Annotated in this window: 25 protein-coding genes and 1 pseudogene; 19 read left to right on the top strand and 7 right to left on the bottom strand. The window is 67.7% G+C overall.

Translation table 11 applies throughout. From position 1 onward, the window contains the following. The first annotated feature begins 14 nt into the window (after window positions 1–14). Window positions 15–962, top strand: a complete 948-nt coding sequence (locus tag F0357_RS02480) for a DnaJ C-terminal domain-containing protein (RefSeq protein ID WP_153478373.1) — start codon at window positions 15–17, stop codon at window positions 960–962. Window positions 963–1219: 257 nt separating this feature from the next. Here the strand turns inward: F0357_RS02480 and F0357_RS02475 are convergent, their stop codons facing one another. Together F0357_RS02475 and F0357_RS02470 are read right to left on the bottom strand one after the other, a co-directional pair. Continuing rightward, window positions 1220–1882: a uracil-DNA glycosylase gene (locus F0357_RS02475; protein WP_312861422.1), complete on the bottom strand. Its 663-nt coding sequence runs from the start codon at window positions 1880–1882 to the stop codon at window positions 1220–1222. After that, a complete protein-coding gene (locus F0357_RS02470; RefSeq protein WP_153478371.1) occupies window positions 1879–2502 on the bottom strand; it encodes a LabA-like NYN domain-containing protein in 624 nt (207 codons plus the stop codon). Before F0357_RS02470 ends, F0357_RS02475 begins: the two co-directional genes overlap by 4 nt. A gap of 306 nt (window positions 2503–2808) precedes the next feature. On the opposite strand from F0357_RS02470, the gene rpoZ reads away from it, so the two are divergent. From rpoZ to F0357_RS02405, 13 genes and pseudogenes are all read left to right on the top strand, one after another. Further along, window positions 2809–3192, top strand: a complete 384-nt coding sequence (rpoZ, locus tag F0357_RS02465) for a DNA-directed RNA polymerase subunit omega (protein ID WP_153478369.1) — start codon at window positions 2809–2811, stop codon at window positions 3190–3192. Between the two features lie 168 nt (window positions 3193–3360). Continuing rightward, the gene (locus F0357_RS02460; RefSeq protein ID WP_153478367.1) at window positions 3361–5541 is read left to right on the top strand and encodes a RelA/SpoT family protein; all 2181 of its coding nucleotides are present in this window, start codon (window positions 3361–3363) and stop codon (window positions 5539–5541) included. Between the two features lie 87 nt (window positions 5542–5628). Further along, window positions 5629–6209: pseudogene (gene pyrE, locus F0357_RS02455) on the top strand (orotate phosphoribosyltransferase). Window positions 6210–6245: 36 nt separating this feature from the next. After that, the gene (locus F0357_RS02450; RefSeq protein WP_153478364.1) at window positions 6246–6896 is read left to right on the top strand and encodes a DUF2062 domain-containing protein; all 651 of its coding nucleotides are present in this window, start codon (window positions 6246–6248) and stop codon (window positions 6894–6896) included. Continuing rightward, window positions 6893–7672, top strand: coding sequence for a pyridoxine 5'-phosphate synthase (locus F0357_RS02445; protein WP_153478362.1), 780 nt, complete (start codon window positions 6893–6895; stop codon window positions 7670–7672). The genes F0357_RS02450 and F0357_RS02445 overlap by 4 nt, the downstream gene beginning before the upstream one ends. Beyond that, window positions 7669–8118: a holo-ACP synthase gene (gene acpS / locus F0357_RS02440; RefSeq protein WP_153478360.1), complete on the top strand. Its 450-nt coding sequence runs from the start codon at window positions 7669–7671 to the stop codon at window positions 8116–8118. The genes F0357_RS02445 and acpS overlap by 4 nt, the downstream gene beginning before the upstream one ends. A gap of 132 nt (window positions 8119–8250) precedes the next feature. Beyond that, entirely contained in the window at window positions 8251–8997 is a 747-nt protein-coding gene (lepB, locus tag F0357_RS02435) for a signal peptidase I (RefSeq protein WP_153478358.1), read from the top strand. Further along, a complete protein-coding gene (gene rnc, locus F0357_RS02430) occupies window positions 8994–9713 on the top strand; it encodes a ribonuclease III (RefSeq protein WP_153478355.1) in 720 nt (239 codons plus the stop codon). Before lepB ends, rnc begins: the two co-directional genes overlap by 4 nt. A gap of 37 nt (window positions 9714–9750) precedes the next feature. Next, window positions 9751–10638: a GTPase Era gene (gene era / locus F0357_RS02425; protein ID WP_153486006.1), complete on the top strand. Its 888-nt coding sequence runs from the start codon at window positions 9751–9753 to the stop codon at window positions 10636–10638. A 109-nt stretch (window positions 10639–10747) separates the two neighbouring features. Next, a complete protein-coding gene (locus tag F0357_RS02420; protein ID WP_153478353.1) occupies window positions 10748–11104 on the top strand; it encodes a cupin domain-containing protein in 357 nt (118 codons plus the stop codon). Window positions 11105–11118: 14 nt separating this feature from the next. Then, complete coding sequence (locus tag F0357_RS02415) at window positions 11119–11577, top strand: DUF488 domain-containing protein (protein WP_153478351.1); 459 nt, start codon at window positions 11119–11121, stop codon at window positions 11575–11577. Between the two features lie 71 nt (window positions 11578–11648). Next, complete coding sequence (locus F0357_RS25085) at window positions 11649–11888, top strand: type II toxin-antitoxin system Phd/YefM family antitoxin (protein ID WP_208948180.1); 240 nt, start codon at window positions 11649–11651, stop codon at window positions 11886–11888. A gap of 13 nt (window positions 11889–11901) precedes the next feature. Beyond that, window positions 11902–12330: a type II toxin-antitoxin system VapC family toxin gene (locus F0357_RS02405; RefSeq protein ID WP_312861676.1), complete on the top strand. Its 429-nt coding sequence runs from the start codon at window positions 11902–11904 to the stop codon at window positions 12328–12330. 152 nt (window positions 12331–12482) lie between these two features. On the opposite strand, the gene F0357_RS02400 is transcribed toward F0357_RS02405, so the two are convergent. Beyond that, window positions 12483–13052 (bottom strand): DUF1131 family protein, encoded by a 570-nt coding sequence (locus F0357_RS02400; RefSeq protein ID WP_153478344.1) that lies wholly within the window; start codon window positions 13050–13052, stop codon window positions 12483–12485. A gap of 234 nt (window positions 13053–13286) precedes the next feature. Beyond that, window positions 13287–13832 carry a SixA phosphatase family protein gene (locus F0357_RS02395; protein ID WP_153478340.1) on the bottom strand — a complete coding sequence of 182 codons (546 nt, stop codon included), beginning with the start codon at window positions 13830–13832 and terminating at the stop codon, window positions 13287–13289. Between the two features lie 235 nt (window positions 13833–14067). On the opposite strand from F0357_RS02395, the gene dksA reads away from it, so the two are divergent. Together dksA and F0357_RS02385 are read left to right on the top strand one after the other, a co-directional pair. Further along, on the top strand, window positions 14068–14484 hold the full coding sequence (dksA, locus tag F0357_RS02390; RefSeq protein WP_153478338.1) for an RNA polymerase-binding protein DksA: 417 nt from the start codon (window positions 14068–14070) through the stop codon (window positions 14482–14484). A gap of 250 nt (window positions 14485–14734) precedes the next feature. Then, on the top strand, window positions 14735–15625 hold the full coding sequence (locus F0357_RS02385; RefSeq protein ID WP_153478328.1) for an alpha/beta fold hydrolase: 891 nt from the start codon (window positions 14735–14737) through the stop codon (window positions 15623–15625). Between the two features lie 9 nt (window positions 15626–15634). On the opposite strand, the gene F0357_RS02380 is transcribed toward F0357_RS02385, so the two are convergent. Continuing rightward, a complete protein-coding gene (locus tag F0357_RS02380; RefSeq protein ID WP_208948178.1) occupies window positions 15635–15853 on the bottom strand; it encodes a DUF3309 family protein in 219 nt (72 codons plus the stop codon). A gap of 323 nt (window positions 15854–16176) precedes the next feature. Between F0357_RS02380 and cysQ the strand changes: the two genes are divergently transcribed. The 3 genes from cysQ (at window position 16177) to cysN (ending at window position 19933) form a co-directional block, all read left to right on the top strand. Next, window positions 16177–16986, top strand: coding sequence for a 3'(2'),5'-bisphosphate nucleotidase CysQ (gene cysQ, locus F0357_RS02375; protein WP_153486000.1), 810 nt, complete (start codon window positions 16177–16179; stop codon window positions 16984–16986). A 101-nt stretch (window positions 16987–17087) separates the two neighbouring features. Beyond that, the gene (gene cysD, locus F0357_RS02370; RefSeq protein ID WP_312861421.1) at window positions 17088–17996 is read left to right on the top strand and encodes a sulfate adenylyltransferase subunit CysD; all 909 of its coding nucleotides are present in this window, start codon (window positions 17088–17090) and stop codon (window positions 17994–17996) included. Beyond that, on the top strand, window positions 17996–19933 hold the full coding sequence (cysN, locus tag F0357_RS02365; protein WP_153478322.1) for a sulfate adenylyltransferase subunit CysN: 1938 nt from the start codon (window positions 17996–17998) through the stop codon (window positions 19931–19933). Before cysD ends, cysN begins: the two co-directional genes overlap by 1 nt. A gap of 3 nt (window positions 19934–19936) precedes the next feature. Here cysN and F0357_RS02360 read toward each other — a convergent pair whose 3' ends face one another. Together F0357_RS02360 and F0357_RS02355 are read right to left on the bottom strand one after the other, a co-directional pair. After that, window positions 19937–20239: a branched-chain amino acid transport AzlD family protein gene (locus tag F0357_RS02360; RefSeq protein WP_312861420.1), complete on the bottom strand. Its 303-nt coding sequence runs from the start codon at window positions 20237–20239 to the stop codon at window positions 19937–19939. Continuing rightward, a complete protein-coding gene (locus F0357_RS02355) occupies window positions 20236–20988 on the bottom strand; it encodes an AzlC family ABC transporter permease (protein WP_153478320.1) in 753 nt (250 codons plus the stop codon). The genes F0357_RS02360 and F0357_RS02355 overlap by 4 nt, the downstream gene beginning before the upstream one ends. Between the last annotated feature and the right edge of the window lie 351 nt (window positions 20989–21339).

Below are 21339 nucleotides of genomic sequence, written 5' to 3'. Positions count from 1 at the left end.
TCGCGAGGTGTCAGATGCGTGATCCGTACGAGGTTTTGGGGGTGGCCCGCTCCGCGAGCGAGGCCGAGATCAAGTCGGCTTTCCGCAAGCTCGCTAAGCGCTTTCATCCCGACCGTAACAAGGACGATCCGAAGGCGCAGTCCCGTTTCGCCGAAATCGGCTCGGCCTACGAAATCCTCGGCGATGCCGACAAGCGCGGCCAGTTCGACCGCGGCGAGATCGACGGCGACGGCAAGCCGCGTGCGCCGGCCTTCGATTTCAATGGGTTCGATGGTCGCCGTGGCGGCTTCGACCCGCGTGCCGGTGGCTTCCGTCAGGCGGGGGGCGCTCCGGGGGGCGGCGATTTCGGGCCCGATATCGAAGACATTCTGAGCCAGGTGCTCGGCGGCCGTGGTCGCCGTGGTGGCGAGGCGCGCGGGCCCGCGCCGGCGGGCGAGGACATCGCCGTCACCGCCCAGGTCAGCCTGGAGGACGTCGCCCAGGGCGAGAAGGCACGGGTGGCCCTGCCGAGTGGCAAGACGGTCGACGTCAAGCTGCCGCCGGCCGTGCAGCCGGGCGAAAAGATCCGGCTTAAGGGGCAGGGCCATCCGAGCCCACTCGGTGGCCCGGCAGGCGATGCGATCGTCACCGTCGTGTTCGCTCCCCATCCGCTGTTCACGGTGGACGGCACGGACCTCAAGCTCGACGTGCCGATCACCCTCGACGAGGCGGTGCTCGGGGGCAAGGTGCGCGTGCCGACCCTGACTGGGTCCGTCGATCTCAAGATTCCGCCCGGCGCCGGTGCGAGCCGCACGCTGCGCCTGCGCGGCAAGGGGCTTCCGGTCAAGAGCGGCGGCCACGGCGATCTCTATGTCACACCGCGGATCACGCTGCCCGCGGGCACGGATTCCGATCTCGAAGCGCTGATGGAACGCTGGCGCGAGACGAAGCCCTACAGCGTGCGCGGACCGGCCTTCGGCTGATTCGCGGAGCTTAGGCTGTGGACGCTTAGATCCTCAGCCTCGCCGTTTCCTTCTCTCCGCTTGCGCGGAGAAGGTGGCCCGGCAGGGCCGGATGAGGGGTCTCTGAAGACCTCTCATTTCATACAAAGCTTTGAGGTTTAGAGCCTATTTCCTCATCCGCCCCTTCGGGGCACCTTCTCCCCCGAGGGGAGAAGCAAGGGGTGGCTCCCTTGAAATCAGAGGGAACGTCACAGGCTCAGCAGGGGTCTTCCCCAGCCTCACCGCCCGAGGTACGCGACGACCCGATCGAACACCGCCTCGAACATGGCGGGCGTCAGCACGCCGGTGTTCGTGTTGTAGCGGCTGCAATGATAGCTGTCGAACAGCGTCCGGCCGCCGGCCATGGCGTGTTCCGCGCCGTGCCGGAACGGATGGCTCGCCCGCCTTGCCCCGAGTGCCGACAGCGTCGTGTCATGGGCGATGCGGCCGAGCACGACGATCGCCTTGAGCCTCGTGAAACGCGAAATCGTGGCAGCGAGGAAGGGCCGGCAGGCGGCGATCTCCGCGCCGACCGGCTTGTTGTCCGGCGGCACGCAGCGCACGCCGTTGCTGATCGCGGTGCCGACAAGCTCGAGCCCGTCGTTCGGATCTGCGCGATAGGTGCCGCGCGCGAGGCCGCGGTCGATGAGCGTCTGGTAAAGGAGATCGCCGGCGTAGTCGCCGGTGAAGGGACGCCCGGTGCGGTTCGCCCCGCGCAAGCCAGGGGCGAGGCCGACGATGAGGAGTTCCGCATCGTCGGGCCCGAAGGTCGGCACCGGCGCGTTGAACCAGTCCGGCTCCCGCGCGCGGTGCGTCTCCCGAAAGGCGACGAGCCGCGGGCAGAGCGGACAATCGTGGTCCGGCTCCGCGACCGCGGGCTCGAGCAAGCGGCCGGCGCTCACAGGTCGGACGGCTCGGGATCGCGCTGGTAGCGGTCCTGACGCTCGGCCGCGCGCGCGGCGCGCTCGCCCGGATCGCGGCCGATCTTGTTCGAGAGGTTCGCGAGCTCGATGAAATGGTCGGCCTGGCGGCGCAGATCGTCCGAAACCATCGGCGGCTGGGTGACGAGGGTCGAGACGACGCTCACCTTGCGGCCGCGGCGCTGGATCGCCTCGACGAGCGGGCGGAAGTCGCCGTCGCCGGAGAACAGCACGAAATGATCGACGTGCTCGATCTGCTCCATGGCATCGACGACGAGTTCGATGTCCATGTTGCCCTTGATCTTGCGGCGGCCGGCATGGTCGACGAACTCCTTAACCGGCTTCGTCACGACCTTGTAGCCGTTATAATCGAGCCAATCGATGAGCGGTCGAATCGAGGAATATTCCTGATCTTCGATCAGCGCCGTATAATAATATGCACGCAGCAAATAGCCGTGTGACTTGAATTCTTCGAGAAGTCGCCGGTAATCGATATCGAAACCAAGCGTCTTCGCGGTGCCATAGAGATTGGCGCCGTCGATGAAGAGAGCAATTTTCTCGCGGGGATCGAACGTGAAAGGGTCTTTAGCTGGCTTATTCATGGTTCTCTTGTGCCGCTTCTGCTGAAATACGGTTTCGCTAGGATATGGGTGTGGCCGTCGGGCCGTGGTCGAATCGGATCGTTCGTGCAGTCGCCGTGCGGGCGGGGATCTTTTCGGATGCGGCCGCATCGCGCTGCGGCGGGCTGGCTTTCACAATGTGATGGCGGTGCTCGGCACACGCCGGTCTTCAGGGAAATCCACGATCTTCAAACGGTCTCGAATCGCAACGGTTGGTGCGCCGTGCTTGCCTTTCCTGCGCGTCGCCCCTATTGACGAATACAAGTCCCTACAAAGTGGAGTCAACCGATGGCCCGTGTGACCGTCGAGGATTGTATCGACAAGGTCGAAAACCGGTTCGAGCTGGTGCTGCTCGCCAGCCATCGTGCGCGCATGATCTCGAGCGGTTCTCAGCTCACGATCGATCGCGACAATGACAAGAACCCGGTCGTGGCGCTGCGCGAGATCGCCGACGAGACCGTTCATCCCGAGGACCTCAAGGAGGACCTCATCCACTCGCTGCAGAAATATGTCGAGGTGGATGAGCCCGAGCCCGAGCCGGTTCCGCTCGTCGCTTCCTCGTCGAGCGATTCGGTCGACGACGGCGAAGTGGCGTTCGACCGCATGTCGGAAGAAGATCTGCTGCGCGGCCTCGAAGGGCTGGTGCCGCCCGAAAAGACCGACGATATTTGAATGTGATGAGGGCGGCGGCGTCCTCGCCGCCGTCGCGTCCTTCCCGCTGACGACGCGAAGACCGTCGAGCGTCTCCTCACGCACGGTCTCGAATGCGCTGCCCCTGCAGTGCCGTCGTGTTGGTGCGCTGCTCCCGCAGCGCCGGTCTGGAGGCGGGTCGAACTTCCGATGATGCGTCAGTACGAGCTCGTCGAGCGGGTCACGCGGTACAACCCGAACGCCGACGAGGCTCTTCTCAACAAGGCCTACGTCTACGCGATGCAGAAGCACGGGGCGCAGAAGCGCGCCTCGGGCGATCCTTACATTTCGCATCCGCTCGAAGTCGCGGCAATCCTGACCAATCTTCGGCTCGACGATGCCACCATCGCGGTCGCGCTCCTCCACGACACGATCGAGGACACCGACGCGACCCGCGCCGAGATCGACAGCACCTTCGGGGAGGAGATCGGCAAGCTCGTCGACGGCCTCACCAAGATCCGGCGGCTCGATCTCGTCACCCAGAAAGCCAAGCAGGCGGAGAATTTCCGCAAGCTCCTGCTCGCCGTCGCCGACGACGTCCGCGTTCTCCTCGTCAAGCTTGCCGACCGCCTGCACAATATGCGGACCCTCCATTTCGTGCCGGAGGCGAAGCGCGCGCGCATCGCCGAGGAGACGATGGAGATCTATGCGCCGCTGGCCGGGCGCATGGGCATGCAGTCGCTGCGCGAGGAGCTTGAGGACCTCGCCTTCCGCCATCTCAATCCCGATGCGTGGAAGACCATCACCGAACGGCTCAGTGCGCTGAGCGAGCGCAACCGGGACCTGATCGGCGAGATCGAGGCCGAACTCACCCGCCGGTTCGCCGAGCACGGTATCGTCGCCGAGGTGAAGGGGCGCCAGAAGCGGCCTTACTCGATCTTCTCGAAGATGCAGCGCAAGTCGGTCGCCTTCGAGCAATTGTCGGACATCTTCGGCTTCCGCGTCGTCGTGCCGTCGCTCGAGGATTGCTACCAGGTGCTCGGCATCGTCCACACCACGTGGCCGACGGTGCCCGGCCGCTTCAAGGACTATATCTCGACGCCGAAGCAGAACGATTATCGGTCGTTGCACACGACCGTCGTCGGCCCGAGCCGCCAGCGCGTCGAACTCCAGATCCGCACCGCCGAGATGAACCGCGTCGCCGAATACGGCATCGCGGCCCACGCCCTCTACAAGGACGGCAAGACCGGCGGGCGCAACATCGCCAAGGCGACCGAGGAGAGCCGCGCCTACGAATGGCTGCGGCGGACCATCGACCTTCTCAACGAGGGCGATACGCCGGAGGAATTCCTCGAGAACACCAAGCTCGAGCTGTTCTACGATCAGGTGTTCTGTTTCACGCCGAAGGGCCGGCTGATCGCCTTGCCGCGCGGCGCGACGCCGATCGACTTCGCCTACGCGGTCCACACCGACGTCGGCAACACCTGCGTCGGCTGCAAGATCAACGGGCGCATCATGCCGCTCGTCACCGCGCTCGCGAACGGCGACGAGGTGGAGATCATCCGCTCCAAGGCGCAGACGCCGCCGGCCGCGTGGGAATCGATCGCCGTCACCGGCAAGGCCCGCGCCGCCATCCGCCGCGCCACCAAGGATGCCGTGCGCCGGCAATATAGCGGCCTCGGCAAGCACATCGTGGAGCGCGCGTTCGACCGCGCCGGCCGCCCGTTCGCCCAGGAGCAGCTCGAAGGCGCGCTGACGCGGCTCGGCCAGTCCAACGTCACCGACCTCCTGGCGGCGGTCGGGCGCGGCGAGGTCAATTCCGACGACGTGCTGAAGGCGGTCTATCCCGATTATCAGACCGAGGCGCAGCGCGGACGGCCGCCGCGCCGGCCGGGCGCCGGCGTCGAGAGCCGCAGCCTCACCAACGAGACCAACCCGGCGGAGCTGCCGATCCGCGGCCTGCGCGCGGATCTGCCGGTGCGCTTCGCGCCGGACGGCGGCGCCATTCCCGGCGACCGCATCGTCGGCATCCTGACGCCGGGGCAGGGCGTGACGATCTACCCGATCCAGTCGCCGGCCTTGAAGCAGTTCGACGACGAGCCGGAACGCTGGCTCGACGTGCGCTGGGAGATCGATCCCGACGCAGCCGAACGCTTCCCGGCGCAGATCAAGGTGTCCTCGATCAACGAGCCGGGCTCGCTCGCCGTCATCGCCCGGGCGATCGGCGAGACCGAGGGCAACATCGACAACATCAAGATGGTGCGACGCGGCCACGACGCCCACGACATGCTGATCGATCTCGAGGTCTACGACGTGAAGCATCTGAACGAGATCATCGCTCAGGTGCGGCTTCTGCCGAACGTCACCAGCGTCGCCCGCGTCAACGGCTGACGCGCCGCACCGAAGCGGCCTTGCTTTCGCCGTGGCCGGCCGCGATGAAGGCGGGCGCCACGGCGCGCCGAACCAGGGGAAATGCTCATGACTCGCGACGAAGTGCTCGATGTTTTCAGATCTTGCGGGGCGATCCTCGAAGGGCACTTCATCCTGAGTTCGGGCCTGCGCAGCCCGGTCTTCTTGCAGAAGGCGCGCGTCTTCATGCATCCGGCGAAGACCGAGGTGCTGTGCCGGGCGCTCGCCGACCGGATTCGCGCCGAGGTTCCGGGCCGGATCGATTATGTCGTCGCCCCGGCCGTCGGCGGCATCGTGCCGGGTTACGAGACGGCACGCCATCTCGCCGTGCCGGCGGTCTGGGTCGAGCGCGAGAACGGTGAGTTCCGCCTGCGCCGCTTCGAGATCGAGACCGGCGCGCGGGTCGTCATCGTCGAGGACATCGTGACGACCGGCCTCTCCATCCGCGAGACCATCGCCGCGGTTCGTGCTTTGGGCGCGGACGTGGTGGCGGCGGCCTGCCTGATCGACCGTTCGGGTGGCAAGGCGGAGATCGGCGTGCCGCTCGTCGCGCTCGCCGAATACGTCGTGCCGGCCTATCCGGCGGATGCCCTGCCGCCGGAACTCGCCGCCATTCCCCCGTGAAGCCGGGGAGCCGCGGCCTCGCCTGACCGCTTCCGGCGGGCGACGACTTTTCAGGTGAGCGAGTGCTGTTCCGCCGACGCGAAAAACCCGGCTTCAAAGAACGTCTCAGGATCGCGGTGTGGCCGCGACGGTCCTGGCGCCGGTCCGTCGGCTATCATTGGAAGCGCATTCTCCGCCTCGGAGAATCGCCGCACGCGGTCGCCGCCGGGGTCGCGGCGGGCGTCGCGATGGCGACGACGCCCTTCCTCGGCCTTCACATGGTGCTCAGCGTCGCGCTGGCGTTGCTCCTCGGCGGCAACGCGCTCGCCGCGCTGATCGCCACCAATTTCGGCAATCCCTTCACCTATCCGCTGATCTGGAGCATCACCTTCAAGGTCGGCGAATGGCTGGCGCCGGACACGGTGCGGCCGCATCTGCTGCCCCACCATTTCCATCTCGGCCGCGATCCGTTCAACGCCCTGATGATGAGCGGTGCGTTCGACCATCCGTGGAGCACGCTTTGGCCGCTCATCGAGCCGATGATCATCGGCTCGCTGCCCGTCGCGATCGTGATCGGACTTGTCACCTATGTGCTGACGCGCATCGGCGTCGGCAGCTATCGTCGCCGGCGCACCGCGCGGCTGCGCGCCCGGGCGCGTGCCAACGCCGCCGCGTTGCCGGGCGGCTCCGCCCTGCCGAACCCTGCCGTGCCCAAAGAGGAAACGAGATCATGATCGCGTCGCCGTCGCCGCTCCGCCTCGGGGTCAACGTCGATCACGTGGCGACCGTGCGCAATGCCCGCGGCGGGCCCTATCCCGACCCGGTCTGCGCCGCCCGCACGGCGCAGGAGGGCGGTGCCGACGGCATCACCGCGCACCTTCGCGAGGACCGCCGCCACATCCGCGATCGCGATATCGAGCGGCTCGCCGCCGAGATCACGCTGCCGCTCAATCTGGAGATGGCGGCGACCGAGGAGATGGTGGCGATCGCCCTCAAGGTCCGGCCCCACGCCACCTGCATCGTCCCCGAGAAGCGCGAGGAGCGCACCACCGAGGGCGGGCTCGACGTGATCGCCGGCCGCGAGCGCCTTGCGCCGATGATCGCGGCGCTCGCCGCCGCCGGCATCCGCGTCTCGCTGTTCATCGAGCCCGACCCGCGCCAACTCGACGTCGCCCGCGCCCTCGGCGCGCCGGTCGTCGAACTCCACACCGGGCGCTATTGCGATCTCCATCTCGCCGGCGAGCGGATCGCCGAGGCGGCCGAACTCGCCCGCATCGCCGAGGCCGCCGCCCACGGCGCGGCGATCGGCCTCGAAGTTCATGCCGGCCACGGCCTAACCTACGACACCGTCGCGCCGATCGCCCGACTGCCGCAGATCGCCGAGCTCAATATCGGTCACTTCCTGGTGGCGGAGGCGATCTTCGTCGGGCTCGAACGCTCGGTCGCCGAAATGCACCGGCGCATGATGGAGGCGCGGATGGTGACGATGCCCACCGCGGAGCGCGCATGATCCTCGGCATCGGCGCGGACCTCATCGACATCAAGCGGGTCGAGAAGACGCTCGAGCGGTTCGGCCCGCGCTTCACCGAGCGCGTCTTCACCGAGACCGAGCGGGCGAAGGCGGAGGGCCGCATCGAAGGCGGCCGCCACGCCCAGCGCGCCGCGACCTATGCCAAGCGCTTCGCCGCCAAGGAGGCCTGTTCCAAGGCGCTCGGCAGCGGCGTGCGGATGGGCGTCGCCTGGCGCGAGATGGGCGTCGTCAACCTGCCGAGCGGTAAGCCGACCATCGTGCTCACCGGCGGCGCGGCCGAGCGGCTCGCGGCGATGACGCCCGTGGGCTTCCGCGCCCACATCGACGTCACGATGACCGACGATTATCCGCTGGCGCAGGCCTTCGTGGTGATCTCGGCCGTGCCGCAGGATTGGCCCGTCCCGCCCTCGACGCGCTGGCGCTGAGGCCGAATTGCGCCGCGTCGGCCGAAGCTCTATTTAGGGCGCACGTTCGGTGCGGGGTGGCGCGCCGTTTTCCATACTTTTTGCACGGAAGGCGATACCGCCGTGTCGAGCGACAAATCAGCGAGCGGGAACTTGGCGACTCATAAGACGGACAAACAAGGCGGCGCCTACGAGACCATCAAAGTCGTCGTTCAGGCGCTCCTGTTGGCGCTCGTCGTCCGCACGTTCCTGTTCCAGCCCTTCAACATCCCATCGGGCTCGATGATGGACACCCTCCTGATCGGAGATTACGTGTTCGTCTCGAAATATGCCTACGGCTACAGCCGCTATTCGTTCCCCTTCGGCGCGGTGCCGTTCTCCGGCCGCATCCTCGCGTCCGAGCCGAAGCGGGGCGACATCGTCGTCTTCAAGCTGCCGACCGACAACGAGACGGACTACATCAAGCGTCTCATCGGCATGCCGGGCGACCGCATCCAGATGATCGGCGGCGTCCTCTACATCAACGACAAGGCCGTGCCGAAGGTGCCGGACGGCTTCTATGTCGACACCGACGAGTTCGGCGTGCGCCGACAGATCCCGCGCTTCAAGGAGACCCTGCCGAACGGCGTCTCCTACGACGTGCTCGATCTCGATCCGCACGGCTTCTGGGACGATACCCAGGTCTATACGGTGCCGCCCGGCCATTATTTCATGATGGGCGACAACCGCGACAATTCGAGCGACAGTCGCGTGCTCGACCATGTCGGCTACGTGCCGTTCGAGAATCTGGTCGGCCGGGCGGAGGTGATCTTCTTCTCGATCGACGGCGACGAGCCGGCGTGGCAGCTCTGGAAGTGGCCGACCGACGTCCGTTGGGGCCGGATCTTCAAGCTCCTATGACCGGCCGCGGTGACCGAGAGATCGAAGCGCTCGAGGAACGGCTGGGACACGTCTTCGCGGACCGCGGCCTGATCGGCCGCGCGCTCACCCATCCGAGCGCGCTCTCGACAGGACGGAACGCCGCCGACGGCTATCAGCGGCTCGAGTTCCTCGGCGACCGGGTGCTCGGGCTCACCGTTGCGGATATGCTCTATCGCGCCTTTCCGGGCGCGGAGGAGGGCGAGCTCGCCCAGCGGTTCAACCATCTGGTCCGCCGGGAGACCTGCGCGGCGGTGGCGATCGATCTCGGCCTCGACCGGGCGATGCGGGTCGGCGCCGGCGAGGCGCAGGCCGGCGGCCGGCGCAAGTCGGCGATCCTCGGCGACGTCTGCGAGGCGGTGCTCGCCGCGCTCTATCTCGAAGCCGGGCTCGAGCGGGTGCGCCCGCTCGTCGAGACCCATTGGGGTCCGCGGATGCGGGCCTTCGCCCGACCGGTGCGCGATGCGAAGACGATGTTGCAGGAATGGGCCCAGGGGCGCGGCCTGCCGACCCCGGCCTATCTCGAGATCGGCCGGTCCGGACCGGACCATGCGCCGGTGTTCCAGGTTACGGTGAAGCTCGACGGCATCGCGCCGGGCGAGGGCACCGGACGTTCGAAACGTGAGGCGGAGCAGAATGCGGCCGCCGTTATCTTGAAGCGCGAGGGACTCGCGTCGGAGGAAGACCTTGGCGCCTGAAGAACAGCAACCGGCGGCGACGCCCGCCGCGGAAGACATGCGCTGCGGCTTCGTCGCGCTCATCGGCGCGCCGAACGCGGGCAAGTCGACGCTGCTCAATCACCTGGTCGGGGCCAAGGTCTCGATCGTCACCCACAAGGTGCAGACGACGCGCGCGCTGGTGCGTGGCATCGCCATCGCCGGGCCGTCGCAGGTCGTCTTCGTCGATACGCCGGGCATCTTCAAGCCGCGCCGCCGGCTCGACCGCGCCATGGTGACGACCGCGTGGGGCGGCGCCAAGGACGCCGATCTCGTCGCGCTCCTCATCGATGCCAAGCGCGGCATCGACGACGAGGTCGAGACGATCCTCGAGAACCTGAAAGAGGTTCGCCATCCGAAGGTGCTGATCCTCAACAAGATCGACACCGTGAAGCGCGACAGCCTCCTGGCGCTCGCCTCCGACCTCAACGCCAAGGTGCCGTTCGACCGCACCTTCATGGTCTCCGCCCTCAACGGCAGTGGCGTCGACGACGTCCTCGCCTTCTTTGCGGAGGCCGTGCCGAAGGGGCATTGGCTCTACCCGGAAGACCAGATCTCCGATCTGCCGATGCGCCAGCTCGCGGCCGAGATCACCCGCGAGAAGATGATGCTCCGTCTCCACGAGGAGCTGCCCTACGCCTCGACCGTCGAGACCGAGGCGTGGAAGGAGCTCAAGGGCGGCGCCGTGCGCATCGAGCAGACGATCTATGTCGAGCGCGACAGCCAGAAGAAGATCGTGCTCGGCAAGGCGGGACACACCGTCAAGGCGATCTCCCAGGCCGCGCGCGAGGAGATCACGGCGATCCTGGAGCGTCCGGTGCACCTCTTCCTGTTCGTGAAGGTGCGCGGAAGCTGGTCCGACGATCCGGAGCGCTATCGCGAGATGGGCCTCGATTTCCACGACTGAACGGCGTCCTGAACCCACGAGCCTGGACGCGCGAGGCCGCCGCGGCTTACCCTTCACCGCAATGGCCGGCGAGGCCGAGACCCGCCGGCGTCTGCGCGAGGGGGGCAGCATGAGCGACAGGCTCGACGGCGATCTCAAGATCGGGCTCGCGGACGCGGCCGCCGCGCTCGCGCGGGTGCCGGATCCCTTCGTCGTGCTGTTTGAGCGGGGCGACCTCTCGATCGAGCTCTATGCCCCGCGCGGCGTCGATCTCCAGACGCCGCACAGCCGCGACGAGATCTATGTCGTGGCGACGGGCACCGGCGTCTTCGAGCGCGCACGGGAGCGGGTTCCGTTCGGCCCCGGCGACGTCCTCTTCGTTGCGGCCGGTGAGGAGCACCGCTTCGTCGAGTTCGGCGACGATTTCTCGACTTGGGTTCTCTTCTTTGGCCCCGAGGGCGGCTACGCGCCCGGTGGGTCGGCGTGACCGACGAGGCAGCGATGGCGACGCCCACCCTTTTCACGATCGGCTACGAGCAGGTGCGCCAGCCCGCGGTGATCGATGCGCTCGCCGAGGCGGGCGTGGCGCTCTTGGTCGACGTGCGGGCGATCGCCGCCTCGCGGCGTCCCGGCTTCTCCAAGCGTCTCTTGGCGGCCGGGCTCGCCGAGCGCGGCATCGATTATCTCCACCTGCGCGGGCTCGGTACGCCGGCCGAGGGCCGCCTCGCGGCCCGCACGGGGCGCTATGGCGACCTGCAGCGGATCTACGGCGAGCACCTCGAGACCGAGGGCGCCAAGGAGGAGCGGGCGACACTGGCCTCGATCGTCGCGAGCGGCCGGCCGGTCTGCCTGCTCTGCTTCGAGCGCCACCCGGAGCATTGCCACCGCAGCCAGCTCGCGAGCCTCGTCTGCGAGGAAACCGGCGGCGCGATCGAGCACCTGTTCGCGAGCCCGATCTGAGGGCGAAGGCTGGTTTCCCGCGGGTGAAACGGGCAGAATGGCTGGGCTTTGACGCGGCCGAGGCGACACACGTGATCACCGTCAGCCTGGCCGAGGCGAAGGCGCGCCTCGGCGAGCTTTTGGAGAAGGCGGAAGCGGGGGAAGACGTTCTCGTCACCCGCGACGGGAAAGCTGTGGCCCGCATCTCGGCGGCCGAGACGGGAAAGCGGCCGATCGATTTCGAAGGACTTGCCTCGCTGCGGGCGTCGATGCCGAGGCTGAAGCGCGCGAGTAGCGAAATCCTTCGAGAGGTCCGCGACGAGTCGAGATGACCGCCGATGCCCTATTTCCGACACGAGCTTTCTGGCGCCCTTGATCCTACGCGAAGCGACCAGCGAAGCCGTGGACGCCTTCATGCGTGGCCTCGGTGAGCAGGTCCTCGCCGTCAGCCATTGGACCCGCGTCGAACTGTCCTCGCTGCTGGCGAGAGAGGTCCGCATGGGCGCTCTCGACTCGGCGCAAGCCGCGCGGGCCGATGTGAGCTTCGAGGCGATGACCCAATCGTCCTTCCGCATTCTGCGGCCGGACATCGACGACTTCTCGCTCGCGAAAGCCTATCTCGGCAGAGCGGAGACGGGTCTGCGCGCTGGTGACGCGCTTCACCTCGCGATCGCCCGCAATCACGGCGCGTCGGCCATCTACAGCCTCGACAGGGCGTTCGTGCGAGCGGGTTTGATGCTGGGGGTGCCCACGTCCGAGGCCATTCGCGGCTGACGACTTCCATTTCGCCGGCCGAAAAAGAGATGCCCCGGACGAGCCGGGGCATGACGCTGTGAGGGTGGTGTGCCGTTGGAGCGCCAAGTGGCGGCGCCGGCCTCCGTCCTGGGCCGGCGCGGGAGCCGCCGCGCCGGCGTCCCTAAGCCGCCTCAGGCGGCCTTCCAGACGATGCGCTGGAGGATGGCGTCCTTGAGCTCGTCCGGCGGCGGAAGCTGGTCGAGCGGCCCGCGATAGCCCGGTACGGCGAAGACGAGCGAGATGTTCGAGGTGCCGTGCGCCGGGCAGATCGCCATGTCGGTCCACAGATCCTGACCCATCCGGCAGCTCGCACGGTTGATCCGCAACTGGCTGATGGTCATGCCGATGCGCTCGCCGTTCGGGCCGACGATGCGGTCGCTCACGCCGAATACCTGACCGACCTTGCCGTCGCTGCCCTTGAGGAATTGCGCGACCTGGAGGCCGTTCGAGAAGGCGGCGAAGGCCGGCAGGGTGGTGTGCTCGACCGCCGTCTCGATCGGACGCACCTCGAAGCCCGGCAGCAGCGCCTGAAGCGCCTTGGACGAATAGGGCGTCCCGGCGTTGACCGGGCCGGCCGAACGGGGGGTGATGCGGAACAGAGGGGCGGAAACGTGTTCGGCCACATCCGCGCGCTGCGGCTCGTCGCTCGAGCAGGCGGCGAGCGCGAGGAACGACGTGCAGATGATCAGCTTACGCCACATGGCGGCTCCTTGGTCGGCGGATTCGAAGGGATGAGACGGGCAGGCGGCCAAGCGCCGTTGCCGGCGCACCGCATGCGCAGCGTCTTTCGCATGATCCGGGCAAAGGGTTACCGAGAGGTGGACGCGGCGTGCGGGATTTTATCGGTGCGGCCGCCGCACACTCGCGGCATTCGCCCGTAAGATATTGAGAAAACGAAAGAATCTCGAGCGATCGATACCGAGGGGTGCACGCTGCTATTCGTCTTCCGCCGGGCCCCCGTCGACCGATTCGAGCTCGCGCGGCTGGAAGAACGAGACGATGCGCCCGCCCTTCGGGTGGATCTCCGACCACTTCTTCTCGGGGAAATCGATGATGGCGAGGGCCGCGGTCGGGAACTCGCTCGTGATCTGATCGACGATCGTCGGGTTGCCGGTGCCGACGAGGTCGATCGCCGTCTCCTGAAGGGCCGGATTGTGCCCGATGACGAGGAGCGTGCGGGCCGAGCCGCCGAAGGCGCGGATCACGTCGAGATAATCCGATGCGCTCGAATCGTAGAGATCGCGGGTCATGCGGATGTCCATCTCGGTCGCGAGATAGGGCAGGAGGCCCGCCAGCGTCTCCCGGGTGCGCCGGGCGGTCGAGCAGACGATGCGGTCGGGCACCAGCGCGTGGGCGGCGATATGGCGGCCCATGAGCGGCGCGGAGCGGCGCCCGCGCGAGTTCAGCGGGCGGTCGAAATCCGCGAGCTGCGGCGCATCCCAGGACGACTTGGCATGACGAAGAAGAAGCAGCCGGGGCATGCGCGTCTCGCTCTCGAACGGGCACGGCGGCGTGGGCCTCGTCGGCCCGCACCTGCCGCGGTCCCGGCGCCGCCCGCGGCGGCTGGGTCTCGGGCGAGGGTGGCAAGATGCGCGGGCGCTGTCCAGAGGCGAACGAGCCTTCCGCGAGAACGGTGATTCGCCTTCTTTCGGCCGTTGTACCAATCGACTCACGCCGCTATAAGGAGCGCGCCTTGAGCCCGAGTCGAGGAGCGCCATGGCGGTTGAGATCGACGACGACTATCGCCCTTCCGAGAGCGAACCGTTTATGAACGAGCGTCAGCGGGAATATTTCCGCAAGAAGCTCAACGCTTGGAAGGAGGAGATCCTCCGCGAAAGCCGCGAGACGCTCAGTCATTTGCAGGAAGAGAGCCAGAACCATCCCGACCTCGCCGATCGCGCGTCGTCGGAGACGGATCGGGCGATCGAACTGCGTGCCCGTGATCGCCAGCGCAAGCTGATCGCCAAGATCGATGCGGCGCTGAAGCGGATCGAGGACGGCTCCTACGGCTATTGCGAGGAGACCGGCGAGCCTATTTCGCTGAAGCGCCTCGACGCGCGTCCGGTTGCGACGCTGTCGATCGAGGCGCAGGAGCGGCACGAGCGCCGCGAGCGTGTCTATCGCGACGACTAGGAGCAGCACACCCCCAGCCCGAATGCGACGGCCGGCTTGCGCGCTCTGCGCGCGAGCGGGTGATGTCGGTCTTGGCGGAGGCGAGGCCCTCGGCCGGGCGCAAGAGTTCACGGCCCGGAGCGGATCCGGGCCGTTTTGCGTTTCGCAACACCGGCCGATCGGAACGAGCCGGCGAGCAGAATCGTTGGGATGACATGCCAAGGGACGAAGGGGCGGGCGCGACGGGGCGGGTGATAAGGAGGTGGTTTTGATGCGGCGCGTTCTGACGGCGATCCTCGCGCTTCTCATAGGCTGGAGCCTCGCCTCGCCGGCGAATGCCCTGCAACTCGCCCCGTTCAAGGACGACCTGTTCCGCTATTCCCGCGTGATCGATAGCCGCTATGGCGGTGATTACGAAGTCATCGAATATATCAAGCTGCGCGATCTCAAGAACCGCGATCAGATCTTCGAGCAGAAGGTCTACGGCGAATATGTCGATATGCTGCCCTGGGGGGCGCAGCAGAATTTCAGCTACACCGTCGACGGCCGCACCCAGCGCTACATCACTGTCGGGCGCACCGAAGGGGCGAGCGCGGTGGTGATCTACCTCCACGGGCAGGGCGGCAGCCGCTTCCAGGGCGCCAACGACTGGATGTTCGGCGGCAACTTCAACCGCATCAAGAACCTGATGCTGCGCAATGGCGGGCTCTATATCTCGCCCGACTTCACGGATTTCGCCGACGATGGCGCCGCCGACATCAAGGGGCTCGTGCGCCAGACCGCGGCCGCCTCGCCGGGCGCGCCGATCTTCATCGCCTGCGGCTCGTTCGGCGGCGTCCTGTGCTGGAAGCTCGCCGAAGACCCGAGCATCGCCAAGCTGCTCGGCGGCATCCTCCTGCTCGGCTCGGTCCACGACGACGATTATCTGAACGTGGTGGCGCGCCGGCCGGCCCGTCCGCTCCCCATCGTTCTCGCCCACGGCTCCTGGGACCCGGTGCTCGACTGGAAGGGGCAGGCCACCTTCTTCGAGAAGGTGAAGGCGCTCGATCCGAGCTATCCGATCAAGCTCGTCGTGTTCGATACCGGCAAGCACGGCACGCCGATCCGCATGATCGACTGGCGCCTCGTGCTCAATTGGATGCTGACCAAACAGACCGGCTGAGGCCGCGCCTCATTGCCCGCCGGTCGGCGGTACGATCGGCTCCGGCAGCACCGGCGGATGGTAGACCGGGCCCGGAATGAGGACCCCGAGCAGCCACATCACCAAGAGGATGATGAGGATCAGCACGAGCACGCCGACGAGGCCGCGACGCCCGAAGCGACGGTGCCCGTAATAGCCGCCGCCTCCGAGCAGGACGAGCAGCAGAATCAAAATGAGAATCAGCGACATTGCGAGGCCCCCGTTCGGCGGGGACGACGCCCCGCAGCGGTAGGGGAACGGCGCAGCGGGGCGGCGGTTCCCACCCGTCTGCGGCCGGCTCGAGGTGCGCTTGTTCCCGCGGCTCGGCCTCTTCGGCGCGCCGCGAAGCGCTCCACACCTTGGGCGCGAAAAATTGTTCCATTTTTGGGTGGGTTTTCTAGTTTCGGATTCCTCAAATGGGACGGCTCGGCACAGCGCACGGGCTCGCGGTCCCGCCCCGTACCCGATAGAACGACGGCTCGCGTTGCGCGGCCCCATGCAGCCTGGAGTATGAACGAGTGGCTTCGAGCGAAATGTTGGATGGGCTTGTCGCGTTGGCGCTCGCGGCTGGAACGGAAATCCTCGCCATCTATGGCAGCGCGATCGAGGCGAGCGACAAGGCCGACGGCTCGCCGGTGACCGCCGCGGACGTCCGCGCCGAGGCGGTGATCGCCGAAGGTCTCGCCCGGCTCGCTCCCGACATCCCCGTCGTCGCCGAGGAGGCGACTGCTGCCGGCCGCGTGCCGGCGACGCACGGAAAATTCTTCCTCGTCGACCCGCTCGACGGCACCCGCGAATTCCTCAGCCGCAACGGCGAGTTCACCGTCAACATCGCCCTTGTCGAGGCCGGCCGGCCGGTGCTCGGCGTGGTCTATGCCCCCGCGCTCGGCGAGATCTTCATCGGCGCCGAGGGCGAGGGCGCCCGCGCCGGCACGCTCGACGATCGCGGCGACATCGCCTGGACCGACATCACGGTGCGCGAACCCGACGCGGCCGGGCTCGACGTGCTGGCGAGCCGCTCCCATCTGACGGCCGAGACGAAGGACTTCATCGACCGCTTCAAGGTCCGCGACCTCGTGTCGGCCGGCTCCTCCCTGAAGTTCTGCCGCCTCGCCGCCGGTGACGCCGATCTCTATCCGCGGCTCGGCCGCACCATGGAATGGGATACCGCGGCGGGCGACGCGGTGCTGCGCGCCGCCGGCGGCCGCACGCTGACGCTCGACGGCGCGGCCCTTCTCTACGGCAAGCGCAACCAGGCCTCGGACAGCGACTTCGCCAATCCATGGTTTGTCGCCGCGGGCCTTTTCGATCCGCTGCGCGTCGGTGCGGCGGCGACCGTCTGATCCGGCGTTTGTCGCCGTTTCTCCGAAGACCGATCCGGCGACGCGCCGGATCTCGCAGGACAGTGCCGCGAAGGCACGCCGCCAGAAGGGTAATCAAGTCCGTGTCCGTCGATCGTCAGTCCCATCTGAAGCGCCTCGAGGACGAGAGCATCCACATCATCCGCGAGGTCGCCGCGGAGTTCCGCAATCCGGTCATGCTCTATTCGATCGGCAAGGACTCCTCGGTGATGCTTCATCTCGCGATGAAGGCGTTCTATCCGTCGCGCCCGCCCTTTCCGCTGCTCCACGTCGATACGACGTGGAAATTCCGCGAGATGATCCAGTTCCGCGACGAGACCGCGCGGCGGCTCGGGCTCGACCTCATCGTGCATACGAACCAGGAGGGGCGGGCGCAGAACGTCAATCCGTTCGATCACGGCTCGTCCTACTACACCCACGTCATGAAGACGGAGGCGCTGAAGCAGGCGCTGACCAAGTACGGCTTCGACGCGGCCTTCGGCGGCGCCCGCCGCGACGAGGAGAAGAGCCGCGCCAAGGAGCGCGTCTTCTCGTTCCGCACCGCGAGCCATGCCTGGGACCCAAAGGCCCAGCGCCCCGAACTCTGGCACCTCTATAACGGCCGGATCGCCAAGGGCGAATCGATCCGCGTCTTCCCGCTGTCGAACTGGACCGAGCTCGACATCTGGCAATATATCCTCGCCGAAGAGATCCCGATCGTGCCGCTCTATTATGCGGCCGAGCGCCCGGTGGTGGCGCGCGACGGCATGCTCATCATGGCCGACGACGATCGCCTGCCGCTCGCCCCCGGCGAGACCCCGGAAATGCGGCTCGTCCGCTTCCGCACCCTCGGCTGCTACCCGCTCACCGGCGCGATCGAATCCGACGCCGCGACGCTGCCGGCCATCGTCCGCGAGATGCTGATCGCGCGCACCTCCGAGCGCAGCGGCCGCCTGATCGACCACGACGAGGCCGCCTCGATGGAAAAGAAGAAGCGCGAGGGATATTTCTGATGTCGCAGTCCGCTCAGCGCACGCTCGTCACTGAGGCCGCGCCCTCCGCGCCGATCGACGATGTCGCCTTCATCGCCTATCTCGCCGAGCAGGAGCGCAAGAGCCTATTGCGCTTCCTCACCTGCGGCAGCGTCGACGACGGCAAGTCGACCCTGATCGGGCGCCTGCTCTACGACACCAAGCTGATCTTCGAGGACCAGCTCGTCACGCTGGAGCGCGACAGCCGCCGCCACGGCACCACCGGCGACGACATCGATTTCGCCCTCCTCGTCGACGGCCTCGAGGCCGAGCGCGAGCAGGGCATCACCATCGACGTCGCCTACCGCTTCTTCACCACCGAGAAGCGCAAGTTCATCGTCGCCGACACGCCCGGCCACGAGCAATACACCCGCAACATGGCGACGGGCGCCTCGACGGCCGATCTCGCCGTGCTCCTCGTCGACGCCCGGGCGGGGATCGTCACCCAGACCCGGCGCCACGCCTTCATCGCGGCCCTCCTCGGCATCCGCCATGTCGTGCTTGCGATCAACAAGATCGACCTCGTCGGCTACGATGCCGCGCGGTTCGAGGAGATCCGCGCGACCTTCTCGGCCTTCGCCGAGCGCTTCGGTTTCGAGACGCTCGCGGCGATCCCGATCTCGGCGCGGTACGGCGACAACGTCACGACCCGCAGCGCCAACACCACCTGGTATTCGGGCCCGACGCTGATCGAGCACCTCGAGAGCGTCGACGTCTCGTCGGACGGTGCCGGCAAGCCGTTCCGGATGCCGGTGCAGTGGGTGAACCGGCCCAATCTCGATTTCCGCGGCTTCTCGGGCACCATCGCGAGCGGCACCGTGCGGCCGGGCGACCAGATCGTGTCCGCCGCCTCCGGGCGCACCTCGATCGTCAAGCGCATCGTCACCATGGACGGCGATCTCGACGCGGCCTATGCCGGCGAGGCGGTGACGCTCACGCTTGCCGACGAGATCGACCTGTCGCGCGGCGACGTGATCGCGGCGGCGTCCGCCCGTCCCGAGGTGTCGGACCAGTTCGCCGCCCATGTGGTGTGGATGAACGATGCGCCGCTGCTGCCCGGCCGGCCCTACCTCCTGAAGAGCGGCTCCCGGACGGTCACGGCCCAGGTCACCGAGATCAAGTACAAGGTCGACGTGAACACGTTCGACCATCTGGCGGCGAAGTCGCTCGACCTCAACGAGGTGGGCTTCTGCAATCTGTCGCTCTCGACGCCGATCGCGTTCGACGCTTACGCCGACAACCGCGAGACCGGCGCCTTCATTCTGATCGACCGGCTGTCGAACGCGACGGTCGCGGCGGGCATGATCTCGTTCGGCCTGCGCCGCGCGACCAACATCCACCGCCAGGCGCTCGAGGTGAACAAGGCGGCGCGCGCCGCGCTGAAGGGTCAGAAGCCGGCGGTGCTGTGGTTCACCGGCCTGTCGGGCTCGGGCAAATCGACGGTGGCGAACCTCGTCGAGAAGAAGCTCCACGCCCTCGGCCACCACACCTACATGCTCGACGGCGACAATGTCCGCCACGGGCTCAACCGCGATCTCGGTTTCACCGACGCCGACCGGGTGGAGAACATCCGCCGCGTGGCGGAGGCGGCGAAGCTGTTCGTCGATGCCGGCCTGATCGTGCTCGTCTCGTTCATCTCGCCGTTCCGCGCCGAACGGCAGATGGCGCGCGATCTCGTCGAGCAGGGCGAGTTCTTCGAGGTGTTCGTCGACACGCCGATCGAGGTGTGCCGGACGCGCGATCCGAAGGGGCTCTACGCCAAGGCCGAGGCCGGCCAGATCAAGAACTTCACCGGCATCGACAGCCCCTACGAGGCGCCGGAGTCCCCGGAACTGCGCCTCGACACCGTCACCGACGATCCCGATGCGCTCGCCGACCGTATCGTGGCCTATCTGCGCGATCAGGACGTGATCGGCTGAGTTTCAGCCGATCGTCGCCCTGAGCAGCGCCGCGGCGACGACGCCGATCACGATGACCGCGAGGAGCGGTAGCCGCAGCGCGGCGACGATGGTGATCGCGGCAGCGAGGCTCTCGGCCGGGCCGGTCGCGAGCACGGTCGGCGCGATGAGCGCCGTCAGCACCGCGGCGGGCACCGCCTCGAAGGCGGCTTTCAGCCGGCCGCGGGTCGCGAAGCCCGGCGGCACGATCAGCCCGGCGAGCCGCGTCGCATAGGTCGCGACGCCCATCGCCAGGATCGCCCAGAGGGTATGCGGATCGAGGTTCACGGCATGGCTCCGGGATCGAGGTCGTCGGCGGTCGGCGCGTCGGCATCGGGGCGTGCGGCGAGGGCGGCGGCGGCGATGCCCGCGGCGGCGCCCGCCGCGATCGAGGCGGGGCCGGGCCAGACGAGATGCACGAGGGTTGCCACCGCCGCACTCGCGAGGATCGCCGGCAGGAAGCCTGTCTTATGGCGGAAGCCGGCGAGTAGGCCGATGAAGATCGCGATGAAGGCGAAGTCGAATCCGTAGATTTTCGGATCGCCGAGCACCGCGCCGGCGAGGGTGCCCGCGACCGTCGAGACCAGCCACCCGGCGACCATCGGCACCGTGGTCCCCGCATAGAAGGCGGGGGTCAGGGACCGCTCGGCCGCCCGACGTTCGGCGAATGCCCAGATCTCGTCGGCGAGGAAGAAGAGGGCGATCGGCTTCGCGACGCCGCGGAACCGCTCCATCTTGCGCACGATGGAGGTGCCCATCAGCACGTGACGGACATTGACGATCAGGGCGGCGAGGCCGAGCGACATCCAGGCCGCCGGGGACGTCCACAGATCGAGCGCGACGAACTGCGAGCCGCCGGCGAACACGAGCCCGGACATCAGCCCCATCTCGAGCGGCGACAGGCCCTTGGAGGCCGCGAGCGCGCCGAGCAGGAAGCCGAACGGCAGCGCCGCCGCGACCGCCGGCAGCACGGTGACGACGCCGTCGCGGAATTCGGCCCGGGCGGGCGGGGAGGAGCGGGGCGGGGGCGAAGGCATGGCACCGTGTCCGGACGCGAACGATGACCGCCCGATAGGCGATCCCAGGCGCCGCCGTCTTGGACGAAAGTGACGGGGAGGGGGCGCCGCCTCGCTTGACCGCATCGGCCTGCGATGGACACGGCGCTTCGTCGGCCCCCGTCGCTTCGTTGCTGCGTAGCGTCTCGCGGGACCCCACCCCGCCGGCCTTCGGCCGTCGACCCTCCCCCTGGCAGGGGAGGGTGGGTGCGAAACGGTACACTCTTGGAATGCCGCGAGAAACGGCGCCTTTCACCCTCCCCTGGAGGGGGAGGGTCGGCGCGAAGCGCCGGGGTGGGGTGAAAGCCGCGGACGAGACGCCCTTGTCCTCAC

Origin of the sequence: Segnochrobactrum spirostomi (assembly GCF_009600605.1) — a bacterium.
In the GTDB taxonomy this organism is placed as follows: domain Bacteria; phylum Pseudomonadota; class Alphaproteobacteria; order Rhizobiales; family Segnochrobactraceae; genus Segnochrobactrum; species Segnochrobactrum spirostomi.
The sequence above is the reverse complement of the archived record's forward strand: the minus strand, read 5'-3'. Positions and strand labels throughout refer to the sequence as shown.